The sequence below is a fragment of the Pseudomonas sp. R1-15 genome (assembly GCF_051132085.1).
In the GTDB taxonomy this organism is placed as follows: Bacteria; Pseudomonadota; Gammaproteobacteria; order Pseudomonadales; family Pseudomonadaceae; genus Aquipseudomonas.
Window position 1 is genome coordinate 3,691,463 of sequence record NZ_CP071660.1, and the last position, 19,122, is coordinate 3,710,584.

The 19,122-nt window shown below is 63.2% G+C and carries 19 protein-coding genes; 9 read left to right on the forward strand and 10 right to left on the reverse strand.

Annotated features, from left to right (window positions below):
• The 4 genes from J3P97_RS16655 to J3P97_RS16670 all read left to right on the forward strand — a co-directional run bounded on the left by J3P97_RS16655 (window position 1) and on the right by J3P97_RS16670 (window position 5,017).
• Window positions 1–1,059: an alpha-ketoacid dehydrogenase subunit beta gene (locus J3P97_RS16655; protein ID WP_434672307.1), complete on the forward strand. Its 1,059-nt coding sequence runs from the start codon at window positions 1–3 to the stop codon at window positions 1,057–1,059.
• Window positions 1,060–2,340: a dihydrolipoamide acetyltransferase family protein gene (locus J3P97_RS16660; protein WP_434672308.1), complete on the forward strand. Its 1,281-nt coding sequence runs from the start codon at window positions 1,060–1,062 to the stop codon at window positions 2,338–2,340.
• An 18-nt stretch (window positions 2,341–2,358) separates the two neighbouring features.
• Window positions 2,359–3,741 carry a dihydrolipoyl dehydrogenase gene (gene lpdA / locus J3P97_RS16665; protein ID WP_434672309.1) on the forward strand — a complete coding sequence of 461 codons (1,383 nt, stop codon included), beginning with the start codon at window positions 2,359–2,361 and terminating at the stop codon, window positions 3,739–3,741.
• A gap of 256 nt (window positions 3,742–3,997) precedes the next feature.
• A complete protein-coding gene (locus J3P97_RS16670; protein ID WP_305500317.1) occupies window positions 3,998–5,017 on the forward strand; it encodes a branched-chain amino acid aminotransferase in 1,020 nt (339 codons plus the stop codon).
• Window positions 5,018–5,431: 414 nt separating this feature from the next.
• On the opposite strand, the gene J3P97_RS16675 is transcribed toward J3P97_RS16670, so the two are convergent.
• Window positions 5,432–6,187, reverse strand: coding sequence for an ArsR/SmtB family transcription factor (locus J3P97_RS16675; RefSeq protein WP_434672310.1), 756 nt, complete (start codon window positions 6,185–6,187; stop codon window positions 5,432–5,434).
• Between the two features lie 82 nt (window positions 6,188–6,269).
• On the opposite strand from J3P97_RS16675, the gene J3P97_RS16680 reads away from it, so the two are divergent.
• Window positions 6,270–7,388, forward strand: coding sequence for a cytochrome P450 (locus J3P97_RS16680; protein ID WP_434672311.1), 1,119 nt, complete (start codon window positions 6,270–6,272; stop codon window positions 7,386–7,388).
• A gap of 15 nt (window positions 7,389–7,403) precedes the next feature.
• Here the strand turns inward: J3P97_RS16680 and J3P97_RS16685 are convergent, their stop codons facing one another.
• Window positions 7,404–7,745: an FKBP-type peptidyl-prolyl cis-trans isomerase gene (locus J3P97_RS16685; RefSeq protein WP_434672312.1), complete on the reverse strand. Its 342-nt coding sequence runs from the start codon at window positions 7,743–7,745 to the stop codon at window positions 7,404–7,406.
• A 141-nt stretch (window positions 7,746–7,886) separates the two neighbouring features.
• On the opposite strand from J3P97_RS16685, the gene J3P97_RS16690 reads away from it, so the two are divergent.
• Window positions 7,887–8,951 (forward strand): M4 family metallopeptidase, encoded by a 1,065-nt coding sequence (locus J3P97_RS16690; RefSeq protein ID WP_434573430.1) that lies wholly within the window; start codon window positions 7,887–7,889, stop codon window positions 8,949–8,951.
• Entirely contained in the window at window positions 8,948–9,271 is a 324-nt protein-coding gene (locus J3P97_RS16695; RefSeq protein ID WP_305500309.1) for a protealysin inhibitor emfourin, read from the forward strand. Before J3P97_RS16690 ends, J3P97_RS16695 begins: the two co-directional genes overlap by 4 nt.
• A gap of 4 nt (window positions 9,272–9,275) precedes the next feature.
• On the opposite strand, the gene J3P97_RS16700 is transcribed toward J3P97_RS16695, so the two are convergent.
• Complete coding sequence (locus tag J3P97_RS16700) at window positions 9,276–9,584, reverse strand: RcnB family protein (RefSeq protein ID WP_434573428.1); 309 nt, start codon at window positions 9,582–9,584, stop codon at window positions 9,276–9,278.
• Window positions 9,585–9,841: 257 nt separating this feature from the next.
• On the opposite strand from J3P97_RS16700, the gene J3P97_RS16705 reads away from it, so the two are divergent.
• Window positions 9,842–10,936, forward strand: a complete 1,095-nt coding sequence (locus tag J3P97_RS16705) for a DNA alkylation repair protein (RefSeq protein ID WP_434672313.1) — start codon at window positions 9,842–9,844, stop codon at window positions 10,934–10,936.
• Window positions 10,937–10,945: 9 nt separating this feature from the next.
• Here J3P97_RS16705 and J3P97_RS16710 read toward each other — a convergent pair whose 3' ends face one another.
• Both J3P97_RS16710 and J3P97_RS16715 read right to left on the reverse strand, forming a co-directional pair.
• Window positions 10,946–13,024, reverse strand: a complete 2,079-nt coding sequence (locus J3P97_RS16710) for a putative bifunctional diguanylate cyclase/phosphodiesterase (protein ID WP_434672314.1) — start codon at window positions 13,022–13,024, stop codon at window positions 10,946–10,948.
• 96 nt (window positions 13,025–13,120) lie between these two features.
• Window positions 13,121–13,285, reverse strand: coding sequence for a hypothetical protein (locus tag J3P97_RS16715; protein ID WP_434601175.1), 165 nt, complete (start codon window positions 13,283–13,285; stop codon window positions 13,121–13,123).
• 34 nt (window positions 13,286–13,319) lie between these two features.
• Between J3P97_RS16715 and J3P97_RS16720 the strand changes: the two genes are divergently transcribed.
• A complete protein-coding gene (locus tag J3P97_RS16720; protein WP_305500305.1) occupies window positions 13,320–13,961 on the forward strand; it encodes a DUF1345 domain-containing protein in 642 nt (213 codons plus the stop codon).
• A gap of 54 nt (window positions 13,962–14,015) precedes the next feature.
• Here the strand turns inward: J3P97_RS16720 and J3P97_RS16725 are convergent, their stop codons facing one another.
• The 5 genes from J3P97_RS16725 to J3P97_RS16745 all read right to left on the reverse strand — a co-directional run bounded on the left by J3P97_RS16725 (window position 14,016) and on the right by J3P97_RS16745 (window position 19,091).
• The gene (locus J3P97_RS16725; protein WP_434573419.1) at window positions 14,016–15,317 is read right to left on the reverse strand and encodes an ATP-binding protein; all 1,302 of its coding nucleotides are present in this window, start codon (window positions 15,315–15,317) and stop codon (window positions 14,016–14,018) included.
• A gap of 3 nt (window positions 15,318–15,320) precedes the next feature.
• On the reverse strand, window positions 15,321–16,022 hold the full coding sequence (locus J3P97_RS16730; RefSeq protein ID WP_434573417.1) for a response regulator: 702 nt from the start codon (window positions 16,020–16,022) through the stop codon (window positions 15,321–15,323).
• Between the two features lie 217 nt (window positions 16,023–16,239).
• The gene (locus J3P97_RS16735; RefSeq protein ID WP_434672315.1) at window positions 16,240–17,424 is read right to left on the reverse strand and encodes a pyridoxal phosphate-dependent aminotransferase; all 1,185 of its coding nucleotides are present in this window, start codon (window positions 17,422–17,424) and stop codon (window positions 16,240–16,242) included.
• 41 nt (window positions 17,425–17,465) lie between these two features.
• Entirely contained in the window at window positions 17,466–18,170 is a 705-nt protein-coding gene (locus tag J3P97_RS16740) for a methyl-accepting chemotaxis protein (protein WP_434674568.1), read from the reverse strand.
• 87 nt (window positions 18,171–18,257) lie between these two features.
• Window positions 18,258–19,091, reverse strand: coding sequence for an MCP four helix bundle domain-containing protein (locus tag J3P97_RS16745; RefSeq protein ID WP_434672316.1), 834 nt, complete (start codon window positions 19,089–19,091; stop codon window positions 18,258–18,260).
• Window positions 19,092–19,122: the final 31 nt, after the last annotated feature.

The window sequence follows — 19,122 nt, forward strand, 5'->3', positions numbered from 1 at the left end:
ATGAACGATCACAACAACAATATTGCGTTGGACACCGCCATGACCACTACCACCATGACCATGATCCAGGCGCTGCGCTCGGCCATGGACGTGATGCTCGAGCGCGACGACAACGTCGTGGTGTTCGGCCAGGACGTCGGTTACTTCGGCGGCGTGTTCCGCTGCACCGAAGGCCTGCAGAACAAGTACGGCACCTCGCGGGTATTCGACGCGCCGATTTCCGAAAGCGGCATCGTCGGCGTGGCCGTGGGCATGGGCGCCTATGGGCTGCGGCCGGTGGCCGAGATCCAGTTCGCCGACTACGTCTACCCGGCTTCGGACCAGATCATTTCCGAAGCCGCGCGCCTGCGCTATCGCTCGGCCGGCGAGTTCACCGCGCCGATGACCCTGCGCATGCCCTGCGGCGGCGGCATCTATGGCGGCCAGACCCACAGCCAGAGCATCGAGGCGATGTTCACCCAGGTCTGCGGGCTGCGCACCGTCATGCCGTCCAACCCCTACGACGCCAAGGGCCTGCTGATCGCTTGCATCGAAAACGATGACCCGGTGATCTTCCTTGAACCCAAGCGCCTGTATAACGGCCCGTTCGACGGTCACCATGACCGCCCGGTAACGCCGTGGTCCAAACACCCGCAGGCGCAAGTGCCCGACGGCTACTACACCGTGCCGCTGGACGTCGCCGCCATCACCCGTCCGGGCAAGGACGTGACGGTGCTCACCTACGGCACAACGGTCTACGTCTCCCAGGTAGCAGCCGAAGAAACCGGGATCGACGCCGAAGTCATCGACCTGCGCAGCCTGTGGCCGCTGGACCTGGACACCATCGTCAAATCCGTGAAGAAGACCGGCCGCTGCGTGGTGGTCCACGAAGCCACCCGCACCTGCGGTTTCGGCGCCGAACTGGTGTCGCTGGTGCAAGAACACTGCTTCCACCACCTGGAAGCGCCCATCGAGCGTGTCACCGGTTGGGACACCCCCTACCCGCACGCGCAGGAGTGGGCGTATTTCCCTGGGCCGTCCCGTGTGGGCGCGGCGTTGAAACGGGTCATGGAGGTCTGAATGGGCACGCACGTTATCAAGATGCCGGACATCGGCGAAGGCATCGCGGAAGTTGAATTGTCGGTGTGGCACGTCAAGGTTGGCGACATGGTGGTCGAGGACCAGGTGTTGGCCGATGTCATGACTGACAAGGCGATGGTGGATATCCCTTCGCCGGTGCATGGCCGGGTCATCGCGCTGGGTGGCGAGCCGGGTGAGGTCATGGCGGTGGGCAGCGAGCTGATCCGCATTGAAGTGGAAGGCGCCGGCAACCTGAAGGAATCGGCGCAATCGGCGGCACCGGTGGCCAAGCCTGAGCCCGTCGCGAAGCCTGCACAGGCTTCCAGACCCGAGCCTGTGACGGAAAAACCCGTCGCCGCGCCCCGCCCGGCCCAAGCGGCACAGGCGCCGGTGGCCCGCGATCCCGACGAGCGCCCGCTAGCCTCGCCGGCCGTGCGCAAACACGCGCTAGACCTGGGTATCCAGCTGCGCCTGGTCCAGGGCAGCGGCCCCGCCGGGCGGATTTTGCACGAGGACCTGGAGGCTTATCTGGCCCAGGGCCCATCGTCCCAGGCCAAGGGCGGTTCGGGTTATGCCGAACGTCACGACGAGCAGCAGATCCCGGTGATCGGCATGCGCCGCAAGATTGCCCAGCGCATGCAGGAAGCGACCCAGCGCGCCGCCCATTTCAGCTACGTCGAGGAAATCGACGTCACCGCCCTGGAAGAATTGCGTGTTCACCTGAATGAAAAACACGGCGCCAGTCGCGGCAAGTTGACGTTGCTGCCGTTCCTCGTGCGCGCCCTGGTCGTGGCGCTGCGGGATTTCCCGCAAATGAACGCCCGTTACGATGATGAAGCCCAGGTCATTCACCGCTCCGGCGCCGTGCATGTCGGCGTCGCCACTCAGAGTAACGTCGGCCTGATGGTGCCGGTGATACGCCACGCCGAGGCCCGCAGCCTTTGGGATAGCGCGGCGGAAATCTCGCGCCTGGCGACAGCGGCCCGCAACGGCAAGGCCAGTCGCGACGAATTGTCCGGTTCGACCATCACCCTGACCAGCCTCGGCGCGTTGGGCGGCATCGTCAGCACGCCGGTGCTGAACCTGCCTGAAGTGGCGATCGTCGGCGTCAACAAAATCGTTGAGCGGCCCGTGGTGATCAAGGGCCAGATCGTGATCCGCAAGATGATGAACCTTTCCAGCTCCTTCGATCACCGGGTGGTCGACGGCATGGACGCGGCGCAATTCATCCAGGCCCTGCGTGGCCTGCTCGAGCAACCCGCCACTTTGTTTGTGGACTAATCATCAATGGAGCAGGCAATGCGGACTCAGAACACCAAGCTGCTGATCATCGGCGGCGGTCCTGGCGGTTACGTGGCGGCGATCCGCGCCGGCCAACTGGGCATTGAAACGATCCTGGTGGAAGGCCAGGCGCTGGGCGGTACTTGCCTGAACATCGGCTGCATTCCGTCCAAGGCGTTGATCCATGTCGCCGAACAGTTCCACCAGACCCGCCACCACAGCCAGGGCTCGGCCTTGGGTATCTCGGTGTCGGCGCCAACCCTGGACATCGGCAAGAGCGTGGAATGGAAGGACGGCATCGTCGATCGCCTGACCACGGGCGTCGCGGCGTTGTTGAAGAAGAATAAGGTCCAGGTCATTCGTGGCTGGGCCAAGGTCATCGATGGCAAGACCGTTGAGGTCGGTGATACGCGCATCCAGTGCGAACACCTGCTGCTGGCCACCGGCTCGAAAAGTGTCGAGCTGCCGATGCTGCCGATTGGCGGGCCGATCATCTCATCGACCGAAGCCCTCGCCCCCACCTCGGTGCCCAAGCATCTGGTGGTGGTCGGCGGCGGCTACATAGGCCTGGAGCTGGGCATCGCCTATCGCAAGCTCGGCGCCGAAGTGAGCGTGGTCGAGGCCCAGGAGCGGGTCCTGCCGGCCTACGACGGCGAGCTGACGCAACCGGCGCACGAGGCGCTCAAGCAAATGGGCGTGAAGCTGTACCTCAAGCACAGCGTCGAAGGCTTCGATGCCCAGGCCAGCACCTTGCAAGTGCGCGATCCCGACGGCGACACGCTGAACCTGGAGACCGACCGCGTGCTGGTGGCGGTCGGACGCAAGCCCAACACCCAGGGCTGGAACCTCGAAGCGCTGGACCTGGCGATGAATGGCTCGGCGCTGAAAATCGATAACCGGTGCCAGACCAGCATGCGTAATGTCTGGGCCATCGGTGACCTGAGCGGCGAACCGATGCTCGCTCACCGGGCCATGGCCCAGGGCGAAATGGTCGCCGAGCTGATTGCCGGCGAGCATCGGGAATTCAACCCGATGGCCATCGCGGCAGTGTGCTTCACCGATCCGGAGGTGGTCGTGGTCGGCAAGACGCCGGACGAGGCCAAGGCCGCCGGAGTCGATTGCATCGTGTCGAGCTTCCCGTTCGCCGCCAATGGCCGGGCCATGACTCTGGAATCGAAAAGCGGATTTGTCCGGGTCGTGGCGCGCCGGGACAATCATCTGATTATCGGTTGGCAAGCGGTCGGTGTCGGCGTGTCGGAGCTGTCCACCGCGTTCGGCCAATCCTTGGAAATGGGGGCGCGCCTGGAGGATATCGCCGGGACCATCCACGCCCATCCGACGCTGGGCGAAGCGGTGCAGGAAGCGGCGTTGCGGGCATTGGGGCATGCGTTGCATCTGTGACTCAGGAGAATTGATGGTATGAGCGAGGGCCCCTTCGCGAGCAAGCTCGCTCCCACATGGAATTGCGTTCGCATGAACGACCGAGATCACCTGTGGGAGCGAGCTTGCTCGCGATTTTCAAGAGCACCATCATTTATCTGTCTGCCCCTTATCGAGCGGGCTGCGAAACACCCCCGGAATGAAGTATTGTTGTCCCCATTAAAAAACGTCAGAAGCCTTGAACCGTTTCGACGGTTGTCAGGAAATAGAGGGTGTCATGGGTAACGAGAGCATCAATTGGGACAAACTGGGCTTTGACTACATCAAGACCGACAAACGCTATCTGTCGCACTGGCGCGACGGCGCCTGGGACGCGGGCACCCTGACCGACGACAATGTGCTGCACATCAGCGAGGGTTCCACTGCCCTGCACTACGGCCAGCAATGCTTCGAAGGCCTGAAGGCCTATCGTTGCAAGGACGGTTCGATCAACCTGTTCCGCCCGGACCAGAACGCCGCCCGCATGCAACGCAGCTGCGCCCGCCTGCTGATGCCACATGTCGACACCGAGCAGTTCGTCGAAGCCTGCAAGCAAGTGGTCCGCGCCAACGAGCGCTTCATCCCGCCGTATGGCACCGGCGGTGCGCTGTACCTGCGCCCATTCGTGATCGGCGTGGGTGACAACATCGGCGTGCGCACCGCGCCCGAGTTTATCTTCTCGATCTTCTGCATCCCGGTCGGCGCTTATTTCAAGGGTGGCCTGACCCCACACAACTTCCTGATCTCCAGCTTCGACCGCGCGGCCCCGCAAGGCACCGGCGCGGCCAAGGTCGGTGGCAACTACGCCGCCAGCCTGATGCCCGGCTCCCAGGCCAAGAAGGCCAGTTTCGCCGACTGCATCTACCTGGACCCGCTGACCCATTCGAAAATCGAGGAAGTCGGCTCGGCCAACTTCTTCGGCATCACCCACGACAACAAATTCATCACCCCCAACTCCCCTTCGGTATTGCCGGGCATCACCCGCCTGTCGCTGATCGAACTGGCCAAATCGCGCCTGGGCCTGGAAGTGATCGAAGGCGACGTGTTCATCGACAAGCTGTCGGAGTTCAAGGAAGCCGGCGCCTGCGGTACCGCAGCCGTGATCACGCCGATCGGTGGTATCAGCTACAAGGACAAGCTGCATGTGTTCCATAGCGAAACCGAAGTCGGCCCGATCACCCAGAAGCTCTACAAAGAACTGACCGGCGTACAGACCGGCGACGTGGAAGCACCCGCGGGCTGGATCGTCAAGGTCTGACCCGGACACCTCGGTAGCAAAGGCTTGTGTGAGAGCGAGCCTGCTCGCGAAAGCGGTGGGTCAGCCTGCAAGGATGTTGAACGTGCAGTCCCCTTCGCGAGCAGGCTCGCTCCCACAGGGATTGCCGGTGTCCAGAAATCCTGGATTCACCTCAAATCCACTGTGGGAGCGAGCCCGCTCGCGAAAGCGGTGGGTCAGCTTGCAGATATGTTGGATTTGCAGGCCCCTTCGCGAGCAAGCTCGCTCCCACAGGGATTGCCGGTGTCCAGAAATCCTGGATTCACCTCAGGTCCACTGTGGAAGCGAGCCTGCTCGCGAAAGCGGTGGGTCAGCTTGCAGATATGTTGGATTTGCAGGCCCCTTCGCGAGCAGGCTCGCTCCCACAGGGATTGCCGGTGTCCAGAAATCCTGGATTCACCTCAAATCCACTGTGGGAGCGAGCTTGCTCGCGATGGCGCCTGTGGGTACGACATCGACTTCCGCATTGACCCCGAACCGCCCCGCCATTTCCCTGCGTCCGCAGGCCGTCAATGTCAGGGCCCGGCTGTCCAGGTCCTGCCGTACCCACTTGCGCTTGATCGCCAGTTGTAGCAACGCCGCGCCCAGGGCTCCGCCCAGATGCGGTCGGCGCATGCTCCAGTCCAGGCACGGGCAGGCGAACCGGCGGCGTTGAAGCATCAGCGTAGAAACGTCCATGCCCAGCCCTTCAAACAGCGCTTCGCCGGATTCACTGAGCCGATAGCCCCGCCCTTCCACCTCCACCAGCCACCCGGCTTCCAGCAAGCGATCATGCAACCGCACCGCCAGCGTACCGGCCATGTGGTCGTAGCAAGTGCGGGCGAACTGCAAGCGATCCGGCGTGCGCGGCGTGAAGGTCGGCCTGGCGCCCTGGCCAATCATCATCAACGCCTCCAGAGCCTCGGCTACGCGCTGGTCGGCGAGGCTGTAGTAACGATGGCGCCCCTGGACGTGCAAACGCACCAAGGCGAGGTCCTTGAGCTTCGCCAAGTGCGCACTGGCGGTGGAAGCGCTGACCTCGGCAATCGCCGCCAACTCCGTGCTGGTGCGGGCGTGGCCGTCCATCAGTGCGCAGAGCATTCGGGTACGGGCCGGTTCGGCAATCGCTGCGGCCACCCGGGACACGCCCATGTCATGGTGTTCTGCGTTCATATTTCGCTCCCGGACGAATCAAGCCATGCATCGACTGGAGATAGTAGCAACACTTTCTCCACCACGAACGAGGCTGCGCTTCATGGACCCGATCACCGCCGCGACTCACGCTGATCCCTACCCTTACTACGCCAGCCTGCAAGCCAACGGAGGATTCGGTTTCGACGCGCATCTGAAACTCTGGGTCGCCAGCAGCGCCGAGGCGGTGTGCGCGGTACTGCATCATCCCGATTGCCATGTGCGCCCTGCTGACGAGCCGGTGCCCAAGGCAATTGCCGATGGCCCCGCCGGCCAAGTGTTCGCACACCTGATGCGGATGAACGAAGGCGAACGGCAGCGCTGTCCGAGGGCGGCGATTGCGCCGGGGTTGCAGGACATCGATCCGCGCCAGGTCGAGGCATTGGTCAGGGCACGCTTGCTCAGGGAGGGCGCCGAAGGTCTGCACCAGGCGCAGTTCGTCGGACCGGCCAGCGTGGTGGCGGCATTGCTGGGTTTCAACCCGGCGGAGAGCCGCCTGATCAGCGAATTGACCGCAGACTTCGTCGCCTGCCTGTCACCCCTGAGCCAGGTGAAGCAGCTTGAAGCCGCGCACCGGGCCAGCGAGCAATTGACGAGCCTTTTCCAGGAACGGATCGAGGCACAGGACACTCCCTTGCTGAGCCTCATATGCCAGGACTTCGAAGGCGCCGACCCGGACAGCCGAATCGCCAACCTGATCGGCCTGCTCTCGCAAACCTACGAAGCCACGGCGGGCTTGATCGGCAATGGGCTATTGGCGTTAGCTCACGACCCCGCTTTACATCAACAGGTTCGGGACGATCCCAAACTGATCGGCGTGTTGCTGGCTGAAGTGCAGCGCTTCGACCCGGCGGTGCAGAACACCCGGCGCTTCATCGCCATGCCCTGCGAAATCCTTGGCACTGCGCTAGAACCGAGAGATGTGGTACTGGTCCTGCTGGCTTCAGCCAACCGCGACCCGCAGCTCAACCCGCAACCGGACGCGTTGCTGTTGGATCGCGCCAACCGCCGCAGTTTCAGCTTTGGCAGCGGCCGCCATGAATGCCCTGGCCAAGACTTGGCCATGAATATCGCTCGGGCCACCATGGAAACAATCCTTGAGCGCAATCCACGCCTGGATCGGTTGAGCTGGTGCTATCGCCCCTCGGTCAACGGGCGCATCCCGCTGTTCAGCAATCGGTGATGAAAAAAGGCGCCATCAATCGTCGCGGGTCAACACTTCCAGCAGCTCGATTTCGAAAACCAGGTTGCTGTTGGGCTTGATGTGAGCGCCCATGGAGCGTTCGCCATAGGCCAGATGGGCCGGCACCAGCAGCTTGCGCTTGCCGCCGACTTTCATCCCCATCAGGCCGATATCCCAGCCCCTGATCACGCGACCGGTGCCAATCACGCATTGAAAGGGCTTGCCACGACTGTAGGACGAATCGAACTCGGTGCCGTCCTCGAGGGTGCCGCGATATTGAGTGGTAATCAGCGCTCCTTTGACTACGCTTTTGCCGTCGCCCGGTTCCAGGTCGATGATTTGCAGCTCTTCATTCATGGCGTTATTCCTGTGTGATCCAGGCGCGGGGTTTTCGCAGAAATCCGCGCGACAGGCAACCTTTTGCGGCAAAGGGGAACCGCAACGGCCACTTCGGTTCACATGGGTATCGACCCTGCATTTTCAGATAAGGACCTTCTGATGATCGACTCTCGTCCGCTCCACGGTTTCATTCCGCCTTATATCCTCAATCGCATCATTGCCCATGGCTCCGAACAGCAACGTTCCAGCGCCCTGGGCACCTTGACCCACGTCAAGAATCTGCGCCACAACCCTGGCCCGCCGAGCAACCCACCCGCCACGGCGAAACTGCCCAGACCCGGCAAGGCCGGTCATCCACAGCGCAGCGTGCACGACGCGCAGAACACCATGGAGTTGCCCGGCCAGCCGGTACGCCTGGAAGGCCAGGCGGCCAGCGGCGACCCGGCGGTGGACGAAGCGTATGACGCCCTCGGCGCCACCTATGAGTTTTTCTGGAAAGTGCTCGGGCGCGATTCCATCGATAACAAAGGCTTTGCCCTGGTCGGCAGCGTGCATTACGGCCAAGGTTATGAGAATGCCTTCTGGAACGGCGCGCAGATGGTGTTCGGTGACGGTGATGGCGAGATTTTCCAGCGTTTCACCCGCTCCCTGGACGTGGTGGCTCATGAACTGGCCCATGGCGTCACCGAAAGCGAAGCCGGCCTGATCTATGCCAACCAGTCCGGAGCGTTGAACGAGTCGATCTCCGACGTGTTCGGCGTGTTGGTCAAGCAATTCGTATTGGGCCAGACCGCCGACCAGGCCGACTGGCTGATCGGCGCCGACCTGCTCACCGACAGGATCAACGGTGACGGCCTGCGCAGCATGTCCAACCCTGGCACCGCCTACGATGACCCGCTGCTGGGCAAGGACCCGCAACCGGGGCATATGCGCGAATTCGTCATCACCCGTGAAGACAACGGCGGCGTGCACATCAATTCCGGCATTCCCAACCGGGCCTTTTATCTGGTGGCAACAACCCTGGGCGGATTTGCCTGGGAAAAGGCCGGGCGGATCTGGTATGACACCTTGTGCGACAGACAATTGGCCAACGACGCCTCCTTCAGTGCGTTCGCCCGCCTGACCGTCGAGCATGCCCGCCAGCGTTTCGGTGAGCGGGAAGTGCAAGCGGTGCAGGATGGCTGGGCGCAGGTGGGCGTCGACCTGAACGAGGAGAACGGATGAAAACCCTTCCAGACCTTGACGATAAAGCCGTGGTCAAGCTGTCACGCCAAGGTGGTGTGGCGGCCATCCATGCCCTGACCCGCCCCCGGGAAATCGAATTCGCCCAGTGCGATATCAACCAGCGCTCGCGCATCTGCTCGGTGCTGGAGGGCTGCCTGCCGCTCACGTCCTCCACGCCGGGTCGGGGCGACCAAAGGTATTTCCAGATCGAGGTGCGTTATCGGGCGAACGATCAGGATGACGAGATGGTGCTGCAGGTACCCGAGGACCGGGCACCTGGCGAGCTGGTCCACTTGTGGGACAAGGGCGAAGTGCTTTGAGGGTCTAGCGTGTAGCGGGAACGATCTTGACGATGGCGCCGGACACGGTTTCGATCAGCAGGTACTTGTCGTCGATCTGCACCCATTGCTGCTCGTCGGTCGGCTGTTCGAGTTTCTTCTGTTTCCAGTCCTTCATGGCCCTGTCCGCGCGCTGATAGTCTGCCGGTACCCGGTCATTTTCCACCAGCCGGCGGCCATTGCTCGGCGAATGCTCAAGGGCGTCGCCGGTTTTCTCGACCGCTTGCGCAACGGGCCCAAAGGCTCCGAGGCCGGCGATCAGGACCAGGCTGGCGATCAAGGTTGGTTTACGCATAAAAACTCCAGTTATTCAAGGTACTGAATCTGGGACTGCACTGGCGGCGAATCATTCCTTTTTCCATGAACCGCATCCCCGTGGCGAGGGAGCTTACTCCCGCTGGGTTGCGTAGCAGCCCCAATCCAGACGGCGCGGTCGTTCAATGACATTGCATTTACCGCGCTTACGACTGCTGCGCAGCCGAGCGGGAGCAAGCTCCCTCGCCACGGGTCCGCCATGGCATAGTGGCGAACTCCTGGACCACGGACCTCGCCATGACCTCTTCTTCCCCCGCCCTCAAGGAAATCTTCAACGCCGCGCGCCTTGAACACATCGCCAGCGAAATGCGCGCGGTGTACCCGGCCTTCGATGCCAAGGCGTTCTTGAACCTGGCCAACGACGGATTGGCCGAATTGTCGGTCATGCAGCGCATGGCGCGGGTCAGCGAGTGCCTGCATGAGGTCCTGCCGCTGAGTTACGAAGCCTCGCTGGAGGTGCTGCGGGCCGTGGCCCCGCGTGTGAACAGCATGTTCGTCAGCCTGTTCCTGCCGCACTATGTCGCCTCCTACGGTCGGCAAACCTTCGAGCTGTCGATGGACGCGCTCAAGTATTTCACCCGGTTTGGCTCCGCTGAGTTTGCCGTGCGGCATTTCCTGCGCGACGACCTGACGCGCACCCTCGGGATCATGCATGACTGGGCGCTGGACGCCAACGAGCACGTCCGCCGCCTTGCCAGCGAAGGCAGCCGGCCGCGCTTGCCTTGGTCGTTTCACCTGGAGCCGATCCAGGCCAACCCGGAACTCGCCGCAGGAATCCTTGATGCGCTCAAGGCCGACGACAGCCTGTACGTGCGCAAATCCGTCGCCAATCACCTGAACGACGTGACCAAGCAGCATCCCGATTGGGTCCTGGAGCGGATCGAAGGCTGGCCATTACACGAGCGCCATAGCGCATGGATTGCCCGACACGCGCTGCGCAGCCTGATCAAGCAAGGCAATCCGCGGGCGCTGGCGGTTATCGGCGCGGGCGCCAGGGCGCAGGTGGAAGTTTCCGAGCTGCAAGTGACGCCAGCGGTGATTCGCCTGGGCGAGCCCATCACCTTGTCGTTCAAGGTGCAGTCCACGGCCGGACAAAGCCAGCGGCTGGTGATCGATTACGCGATCGACTATGTGAAAGCATCCGGCGGCACGTCAGCCAAAGTGTTCAAGCTCAAGACCTTCGACCTGCCCGCCCTGGCTTCTGCCAGTCTCAGCCGTTCCCAGCAGATTCGCGAGCTGACCACCCGCCGGCACTACGCGGGCCGGCATGCGGTCCATCTGCTGATCAATGGCGAACGGCTGGGCAGTACCGCGTTCGAGATCGTTCCCTGAACGATCGCCTCAGGCCATCTCGACGCGTCGGGCCTGACGAATGTCCTTCAGGAAGTGTTCGGCCGGCTGCGGATGCCCCAGCAGATACCCCTGCAGCGAATCGCAGCCCAACTGGGTGAGGAAGTCCTGTTGCACATCGGTCTCCACGCCTTCGGCAACGATCCGCAAGCCCAAGGCCTGGCCGAGGGCGACGATGGCCGAGACGATAGCCGCGTCGTCACTGTCGTGCTCAAGATCTCGCACGAAACCGCGGTCGATCTTCAGCTCGTTGGCCGGCAGGCGCTTGAGGTACATCAGGCTCGAATAACCGGTGCCGAAATCGTCGATGGACAGGTCCACACCCATGTCCGACAGCTGTTGCAGCACCGTCATGCTCGCGTCCGCGTCGCTCATGGCAGTGGTCTCGGTGATTTCCAGGGTCAGGCTGTTCGCCGGCAAGTGGTGCGTCTCCAATGCCTTGGCCACGCTCTGCACCAGGCCCGTATGGCAGAACTGCAACGCTGACAGGTTCACCGCGATACGCCAATCGGTGTAGCCCAACACGTACCATTCGCGCATCTGCCGGCAGGCTTCGTTCAGCACCCATTCGCCGATCGGGATGATCAACCCGGTCTTTTCCGCCAGGTCGATGAAAGTGTCGGGCATCAGCAGGCCCTGGGTCGGATGGTTCCAGCGCAGCAGTGCTTCGGCGCCCACCGGGCGGCCTTTCGCTGCGTCGAACTTGGGCTGGTAATAAAGGCTGAACTGGCGCTGTTCGACCGCGATGCGCAAATCCTGCAGCAGTTGCAGTTGCCGGCGGGCGTTGCTGTTCATCGAGGCGTCGAAAAAGCTGTAGCCATTCTTGCCGGCACCCTTGGCGTGGTACATCGCCGCATCGGCATTCATCAGCAATTCATCGGCGCTCTGGCCATTGCCAGGGTACAGCGCGATGCCGACGCTGGCGGAAATCTGCAGGTCATGGTCGGCGACCCGGAACGTGCGACCGATCAGCCCGACCTGACGCGCGGCCAGGCGCAAGGCGTCGTCCGGCTCGGCCAGTTGCACCAGCAGGACAAACTCGTCACCACCGATCCGCGCCAGGGTGTCCTGGCTGCGCAGGTCTTCACGCAGGCGCAGCGCGACGTCCCGCAGCAACAAGTCACCCATGTGATGGCCAAAGGCATCGTTGACCGGTTTGAAGCCGTCCAGATCGATGAACATCAGGGCGAAACAACCGCCCTGCTCTTGCACCCGGTGCATCGCCTGGCCGATGCGATCCGCCAGCAAGACCCGGTTGGGCAGGCCGGTCAGGGGGTCGTGCAGGGCCAGTTGGGTCAGTTCGCGATTGGCCTGGGTCAAGGACCTGGCCAGTTCCGCGGTACGGGCTTCCAGGCGTGCATCGAGGATCGAAGTCAGCAAGGCAATCGCCAGCACCGCCAAGGTGGTGATCAGCACCAGGTTATCCAGGCCCTTACCGCTCAAACCGTCCAGGGAACCGCAGAAACTGCCTTCGCTGAACTGCGCCGCGGCCATGCCGGTGTAATGCATGCCGACGATGGCAGCGCCCATCACCACGGCGGCACCGGCGCGAGCGAGACGTACATGAGGCGTGTTCTGGCGCAGGTGAAAGGCGATCCATAACGCCGCCGCGCATGCCACCACGGCTATTACCAATGAGGCGCCGAACAGCGTCGGGTCATAATCGATACCCGGCTGCATCCGCAAGGCCGCCATACCGGTGTAGTGCATGGCGCTGATCCCAGTGCCCATCACCAGCGCGCCGAACACCAGCTGCCAGGCCCGCAGTTGTGGCTGGCTGACCAGCCAGAGGGCAAAGCCGCTGGAAAGGATGGCGATCAGCAGCGACAACGCAGTAATCGCCACATCGTAGCCAAGCTCCACCGGCAAGCTGAACGCGAGCATGCCGATGAAATGCATGGACCAGATGCCCACCCCCATCGCCAAGGCACCACCCGCCATCCAGAAATGCACGGCCCGACCCTGGGCAGTGGTTATGCGTCCGGTCAGGTCCAGCGCGGTATAGGACGCCAGGATCGCGACAAACAGGGAAATCGAAACAAGGGCGGGGGAATAGCTGCCGATGAGCATGGATTTTTCTCGTGGCCAAAAGGCCGAACTGCTTCCATGCCTGGTTGAAAAGTCGGCGATTGTACACAATTGGTACGGCGGTGCACGAACCAAGCATCAAAAAGCCATCATCGGCGGAATATTTGCGACGAAAGACACCTCGTCATCACGATCAAGCTCGTCCATACACAAATTCATGTGGGAGCGAGCCTGCTCGCGAAGGCGGCAGTCGCCGCAAATGAAGAACCCGAGCCTGACTGCTTCGGCTAAGATCTGATTCATACTCCCCGGCATTCCCCCGCCACAGTGAGCTCCCATGCCTCGCCTCACCCGCACTCACCCGCGTCTTTCCTGCGCCACGGTCATCGGCCTGGCGGCGGGCCTGCTGATCCCCGCGGATTCGATCATCGGCAAGGTCCTGATCGGCTGGAACGTCGGGGTCTGGACCTACCTGGCGCTGATGTTCTGGCTGACGGTGCGAGCCAAGGCACCTGACGTCAAGCGCATCGCCGAAATCGAAGACGAGAATGCCGGGCTGGTTCTGCTGATGGTCTGCATCGCGGCCTTGGCGAGCCTGGCAACCATCACCTTCGAACTGGCCGGCAGCCGCGACCTGCAAACCGCAGGCAAGCTGCTGCATTACGGTTTCACTGCATTGACCGTGATCGGTTCATGGCTACTGATCGGGGTAATTTTCAGCGTGCACTACGCGCGCCTGTATTACACCTGGTCCGGCAAGGAGCCCGCCCTGCGTTTTGCCGAGGGACTGACCACGCCGAACTACTGGGACTTCCTGTACTTCTCTTTCACCATCGGCGTGGCGGTGCAGACTTCGGACGTGGGTGTTGCGACGCGGCAGCTGCGCAAGATCGTGTTGGCGCAGTCGTTGATCGGGTTTGTATTCAACACGGCGATCCTGGGGTTTTCGATCAATATTGCGGCGGGGTTGTTTGGCTGAAGGGGGGCCACTTTGTGGCCCAGCGGGAGCAAGCTCCCTCGCCACAGGAGGGGATCAGCAGGTTGGGGGTAGCCAGAGCCGGAAGCGTGCCCCGCCCAGCGGCGAGGCTTCGACCGTCAGGGTGCCGCCCTGGGCTTGCAGGGCGCGGCGGCTGATCGCCAGGCCGAGGCCGAAGCCGCCCGTGGCGCGATCACGGCTGCGGTCCAGCCGGTAGAACGGCTCGAATACCCGCTCACGCTCGCTGTCGGGAATGCCGATGCCGTCATCGTCGACCCAGATTTCGCAGCCTTGCTCGCTGACCAGCACCCCCACCTGGATGCGTTTTTCGCAATAGCGCATCGCATTGCGCAGCAGGTTCTGCAAGGCCCGGGCGGTGAGGCGCGGGTCGAGCTCGAAACGCTCCAGCGCCCCGTGCAGCAAAACGTCGATCACCACCTCCGGCGCCGCCAGGTCCTCATCGAGGCTGCCGAGGATGCTGTCGATGAACTCGTCCAGCGGCACTTCGACCCGCTCCGGCAGGCGCTCGGGGTTCTGCAGGCGGCTATAGGACAACAGCTCCAGCACCAACTCATCCAACTCACGAATGTGCGCCACCAGCCCTTGCAGACGCTCGCGGCTGGGCGCCGGCAAATCCTCGGACAAGGCCAGTGCCAGGCCGAAATCGAGCCGGGTCAAAGGCGTGCGCAGCTCATGGGATACGGCATTGAGCAGGTCGCGCTGCTGATTGAGCAGGTTCTCGATATCGCCCGCCATGGTGTCGAACACATGGGCCAGGCTGCCGATGTTGGAGCGCGGCGCGATATGCGTGCGCTCACCCAGGTGGCCCTTGCCGAAACGCTCGGCGGTGCGCTTGAGCCGCTCCAGGTCGCGCCAGTGCGGCCGCAGCCAGAGCAGCAGGCAGCCAAGCATCGTCGCGCCGATCAGCACGTTGATGCTCCAGTACAGCCAGCTGACATCCGCCGGATCCGGGGGAACGATCATCTTGACCGCGGTGCGCCCATCCAGCGGCGCGGCCGCCAGGGTTCGCCAACCCCAGTCGCCGATGCGCACCACATTCTCACCGCGCTGCAGACGCGCCTGCTCGGCGGCGGTGAAATCCGCATCATCGGTGGCGGCGAGCTCGATGTGCAGCGGCTCGAACTCCTTGTCCATCTGCGCTGCCAGCGCCGGCCATTGCGCGCTGGGCACGGCGCGAAACTGCTTGGCCATCAAGGTTTGCAGGCCACGGGAATAGTCGAGGTTGTAAGTCTGGAAGCGCTCATGGAACAGGCGGATCACCAGTTCCGGCATCAGGTAGATCGCCGCGCTGTAGGAGACGATGGTCACAAGATAGAGGCGAATCAGCAGTTTCCACATCGATCAGCATTCCCACTCGGAACGGCTGAACAGGTAACCCTTGCCCCACACGGTCTTGATTTTGCGCGCCTCGCCGGCGTTGTCGTCGAATTTGCGCCGCAATTTGGAAATGGCCACGTCCACCGAGCGATCGGTGCCGTTGAATTCGATGCCGCGCAAGCGCTGCAAAATCTGGTCGCGGCTGAGCACCTCGCCGGAATGCCGGGCCAGCACCACCAGCAGGTTGTACTCGCCGCTGGACAGCTCCACCGGCTGCCCGCGCCAGGTGACGGTGCGCTCGGACAGATCGATGCACAGGTTGCCCATGACAATACGGTCGTTGACCGTTTGCGGTTCAGCGAGGCTACTGCGCCGCAGCAGGGTGCGTACCCGCGCCAGCAATACCCGCGGCTCGCAGGGCTTGGTGACGTAGTCATCGGCGCCCATTTCCAGGCCCAGCACCTGGTCGTGGCTGTCATCCCGAGCGGTGAGCATCAGGATTGGCAGGGTCGCCGAATCGGCGCGCAGCAGACGGCAGACCTGCAAGCCATCCAGGCCCGGCAGCATCAGGTCGAGGATCACCAGGTCCGGCGGATTGGCCCGTGCCCGCTCACGGACGTGATCGCCACGGTTGAGGACGCTGACCTGATAGCCGTTGCGCTCCAGGTAGCTGGAGATCAGTTCGCAAAGGGCGGCGTCGTCTTCGACGAGGAGGATGTTGGGCATGGGCTGGTCCAGAAAATACGGTGGCGCCTGGGCGGGACTCATCGCGAGCAGGCTCGCTCCCACAGGGGTTTCGGTACGCAGCAAAAACCGTGTGGGAGCGAGCTTGCTCGCGATGGCGGTCCCACAGGCGCAAGAAATCTCAAGCCACCTAGGATATACGCCGGCGCCCGTGGTCGAGCAAAACCCTTACACAATTTCACATAGCGTCTACAAAACTTCACCAATCGACCTGCAGCAAGGCCGCCGCACACTCGACGATCCGGAGGCACGCATCCGCCAATTGCACTTGGTCGACCACCAGGCCGATCCGGATATGCCCTGCCGCGCTCGGCCCGAACGCCTCGCCCGCCAGCACCGACACGCCATAGCCGTCCAGCAGGCGCTCGGCAAATGCCTGGGCGGCGAGACCCGTCTGGCGCACGTCGACCATCACGAACATCCCGCCATCAGGCCGTACCGGCCTGAGGCCCGCACGCCCCTCCAGCGCCGCGCACACCAGGTCACGGCGCTGGCGATATTCCTCGCGCATCCGCGCCACTTCAGGTAGATCCCGCTCAAGGGCAACCTGGGCGGCGCGCTGGACGAAGTCCGGCAGGCCGAACAGCATGCACAGCGACAGGTTCGCCAGATGCCCGGCAAGGGACGCGGGGCCGATGGCCCAGCCGATGCGCCAGCCTGTCATGGCGTGGGATTTGGACAGGCTGTTGAGGGTGGCGGTGCGCTCGGCCATGCCCGGCAGGCTGGCCGGGCTGATATGTTCGCCGTCGTAGAGCAAGTCGCTGTAGACCTCATCGCTGATAAGCCACAGGTCATGCTCGATGCACAGTTGCGCCAACGCTTGCCAGGTGGCCAGCGGCAGGCTGGCGCCGGAGGGATTGTTGGGGCTGTTGAGCAGCATCACGCGGGTACGCGGCGTGATCAGCTGGGCCACGTCGGCCGGCTCTACCCGAAAAGCGTTTTCCGGACGCACCGTCACCGGGACCACTTTCGCCCCGCAGGCGCCAAAGACCGCTTCGTAGGTGACGTACATCGGTTCGGCGACGATCACCTCGTCGCCGGGGTCGAGCAGGCATTGCGCGACCGCGAAGACCGCACACTGGGCGCCGGGCAGCACCGTAACGTGCCCGGCGCCCACCGGCTGGCCGCAACGTTGCTGGTGGCGCCGGGCGATGCTGGCGCGCAACGCATGCAGTCCACGGGTATCCGAATAATGCGTGTCGCCCGCCCGCAGGCTCGCGACGGCGGCCTCGACAATGGCCGGAGGCGTGTCGAAATCCGGATCGCCCACCGACAGCAACAGCACCTCCCTGCCCTGTTCGCGCATGGCCAGCGCCCGGTCATGGATCTGCCAGGCGGCGGCGCCGTCGCCGGTGATGCGTTGGGTCAAGGCTGAAAAGCGCATGCATTGCTCCTGTTCGCGCGGTATCCAGCTTCAACCCTATCTCAAATAACGAAGCGCGCCACCGTCGCATTCAAACCCACCGCCAGGCGCGACAGTTCGTGAGTGGCGTCGCTGGTCTGTTGCGCGCCGCTGGCCGATTGGGTCGCCAGGTCACGAATGTTCATCAGGTTGCGGTCCACTTCGCGGGAGACTTGGGCCTGTTCTTCGGATGCGCTGGCAATCACCAGGTTGCGCTCGTTGATCTGGTGGATCGACTGGGTGATCTGTTCCAGCGCCACACCGGCGCCACGGGCCAGTTCCAGGGTGCTTTGGGTGCGCTGGTTGCTTTGCTGCATCGACTGCACGGCCTCGCCGGTGCCGTTCTGGATGCCGGCCACCATTTTTTCGATTTCCTGGGTCGATTGCGCGGTGCGATGGGCCAAGGCACGGACTTCGTCGGCCACCACCGCGAAACCACGTCCGGCCTCCCCGGCCCGGGCCGCTTCGATGGCCGCGTTGAGGGCCAGCAGGTTGGTCTGTTCGGCGATGGCGCGGATCACGTCCAGCACCTTGCCGATGTCGCGCCCCTGGACCGCCAGGCCCTCGACCATCGCGGCGGTGGCTTGTACGTCATGGGTCATGGTCTGGATCGCATCGACGGTCTCCACCACTCGCGTGCGCCCTTCCCGGGCCGCCTGGGTTGACTGGTTCGAGGCTTCGGAAGTGGACACCGCGTTGCGGGCAACCTCCTCGACCGCGGCGGTCATCTCATTGACGGCGGTGGCCGCCTGCTCGATTTCGCTGTGCTGCCTTTGCAAGCCGCGGGAAGACTCCTGGGTGACGGCACTCAACTCTTAAGCGGCGGCGCCCAGTTGGGTGGCGGAACCGGCAATCTGCTCGATGGTCTGGCGCAGGCTGCCCTGCATGGCGCCCAAGGCCTGGAGCAATCGCGCAGGTTCGTCCTTGCCGTCGTCGATGATGACGGTGACCAGATTGCCGCTGGCAATGGACCGGGCTGCTTCGAGCGCTCGGTTCAGCGGCGTGACGATGCTGCGGGTCAGGAGCAAGGCCAGCAACACGGTCGCCAGCGCGGCGATGACCGAGACGACGATGATGCCGGTGATGGCGCTGGTGTAATAGTCGCCAGCCTTGGCCGATGCTTCGCCGGCGCTGGTCACGTTGAACTCGATGAGTTTGTTGAGCTGTTCGCCCATCAGATCGGTGCCTTCCTTGATCCGCGTATTGATATGGGCGCGCAGCTGATCAAGCTTGTCCTGACGCGACAGCTGGAGCATTTCCTGCTGGGCCTCGAGATACTTTGCAAGCGTCGCGGAAAAAGTCTTGTACAGCTCGGCCTCTTGCGGGGTGGCCGGCAGCGCCGCATAGCTGTTATTGGCCTTGTGCAGTTTTTCCACCAGCACACCGATGCGCCCGTCGGCCTCGTTCAGGCTGGCCGGGTCACGGTTCACCAGTATGCGAAACGAGAGGATCCGCATACGCAAGACGCTTTCCATCACACTGGCCAGATGGCTGACGCTGGGCACCTGGGTCTGTTCCATGTCCACCGAAGCCTGGCGAATGACGGACATGCGATTGGCGGCGAACACGCCGAGGACGACGACAAGCAGTGCGATGACAGTGAAGCCGAGAAAGGCTCGGGGGGCGATATTCAAACTGCGTAGGGACATGGGGAAGCCTCGGGTGATGGTCGAGCCTCCA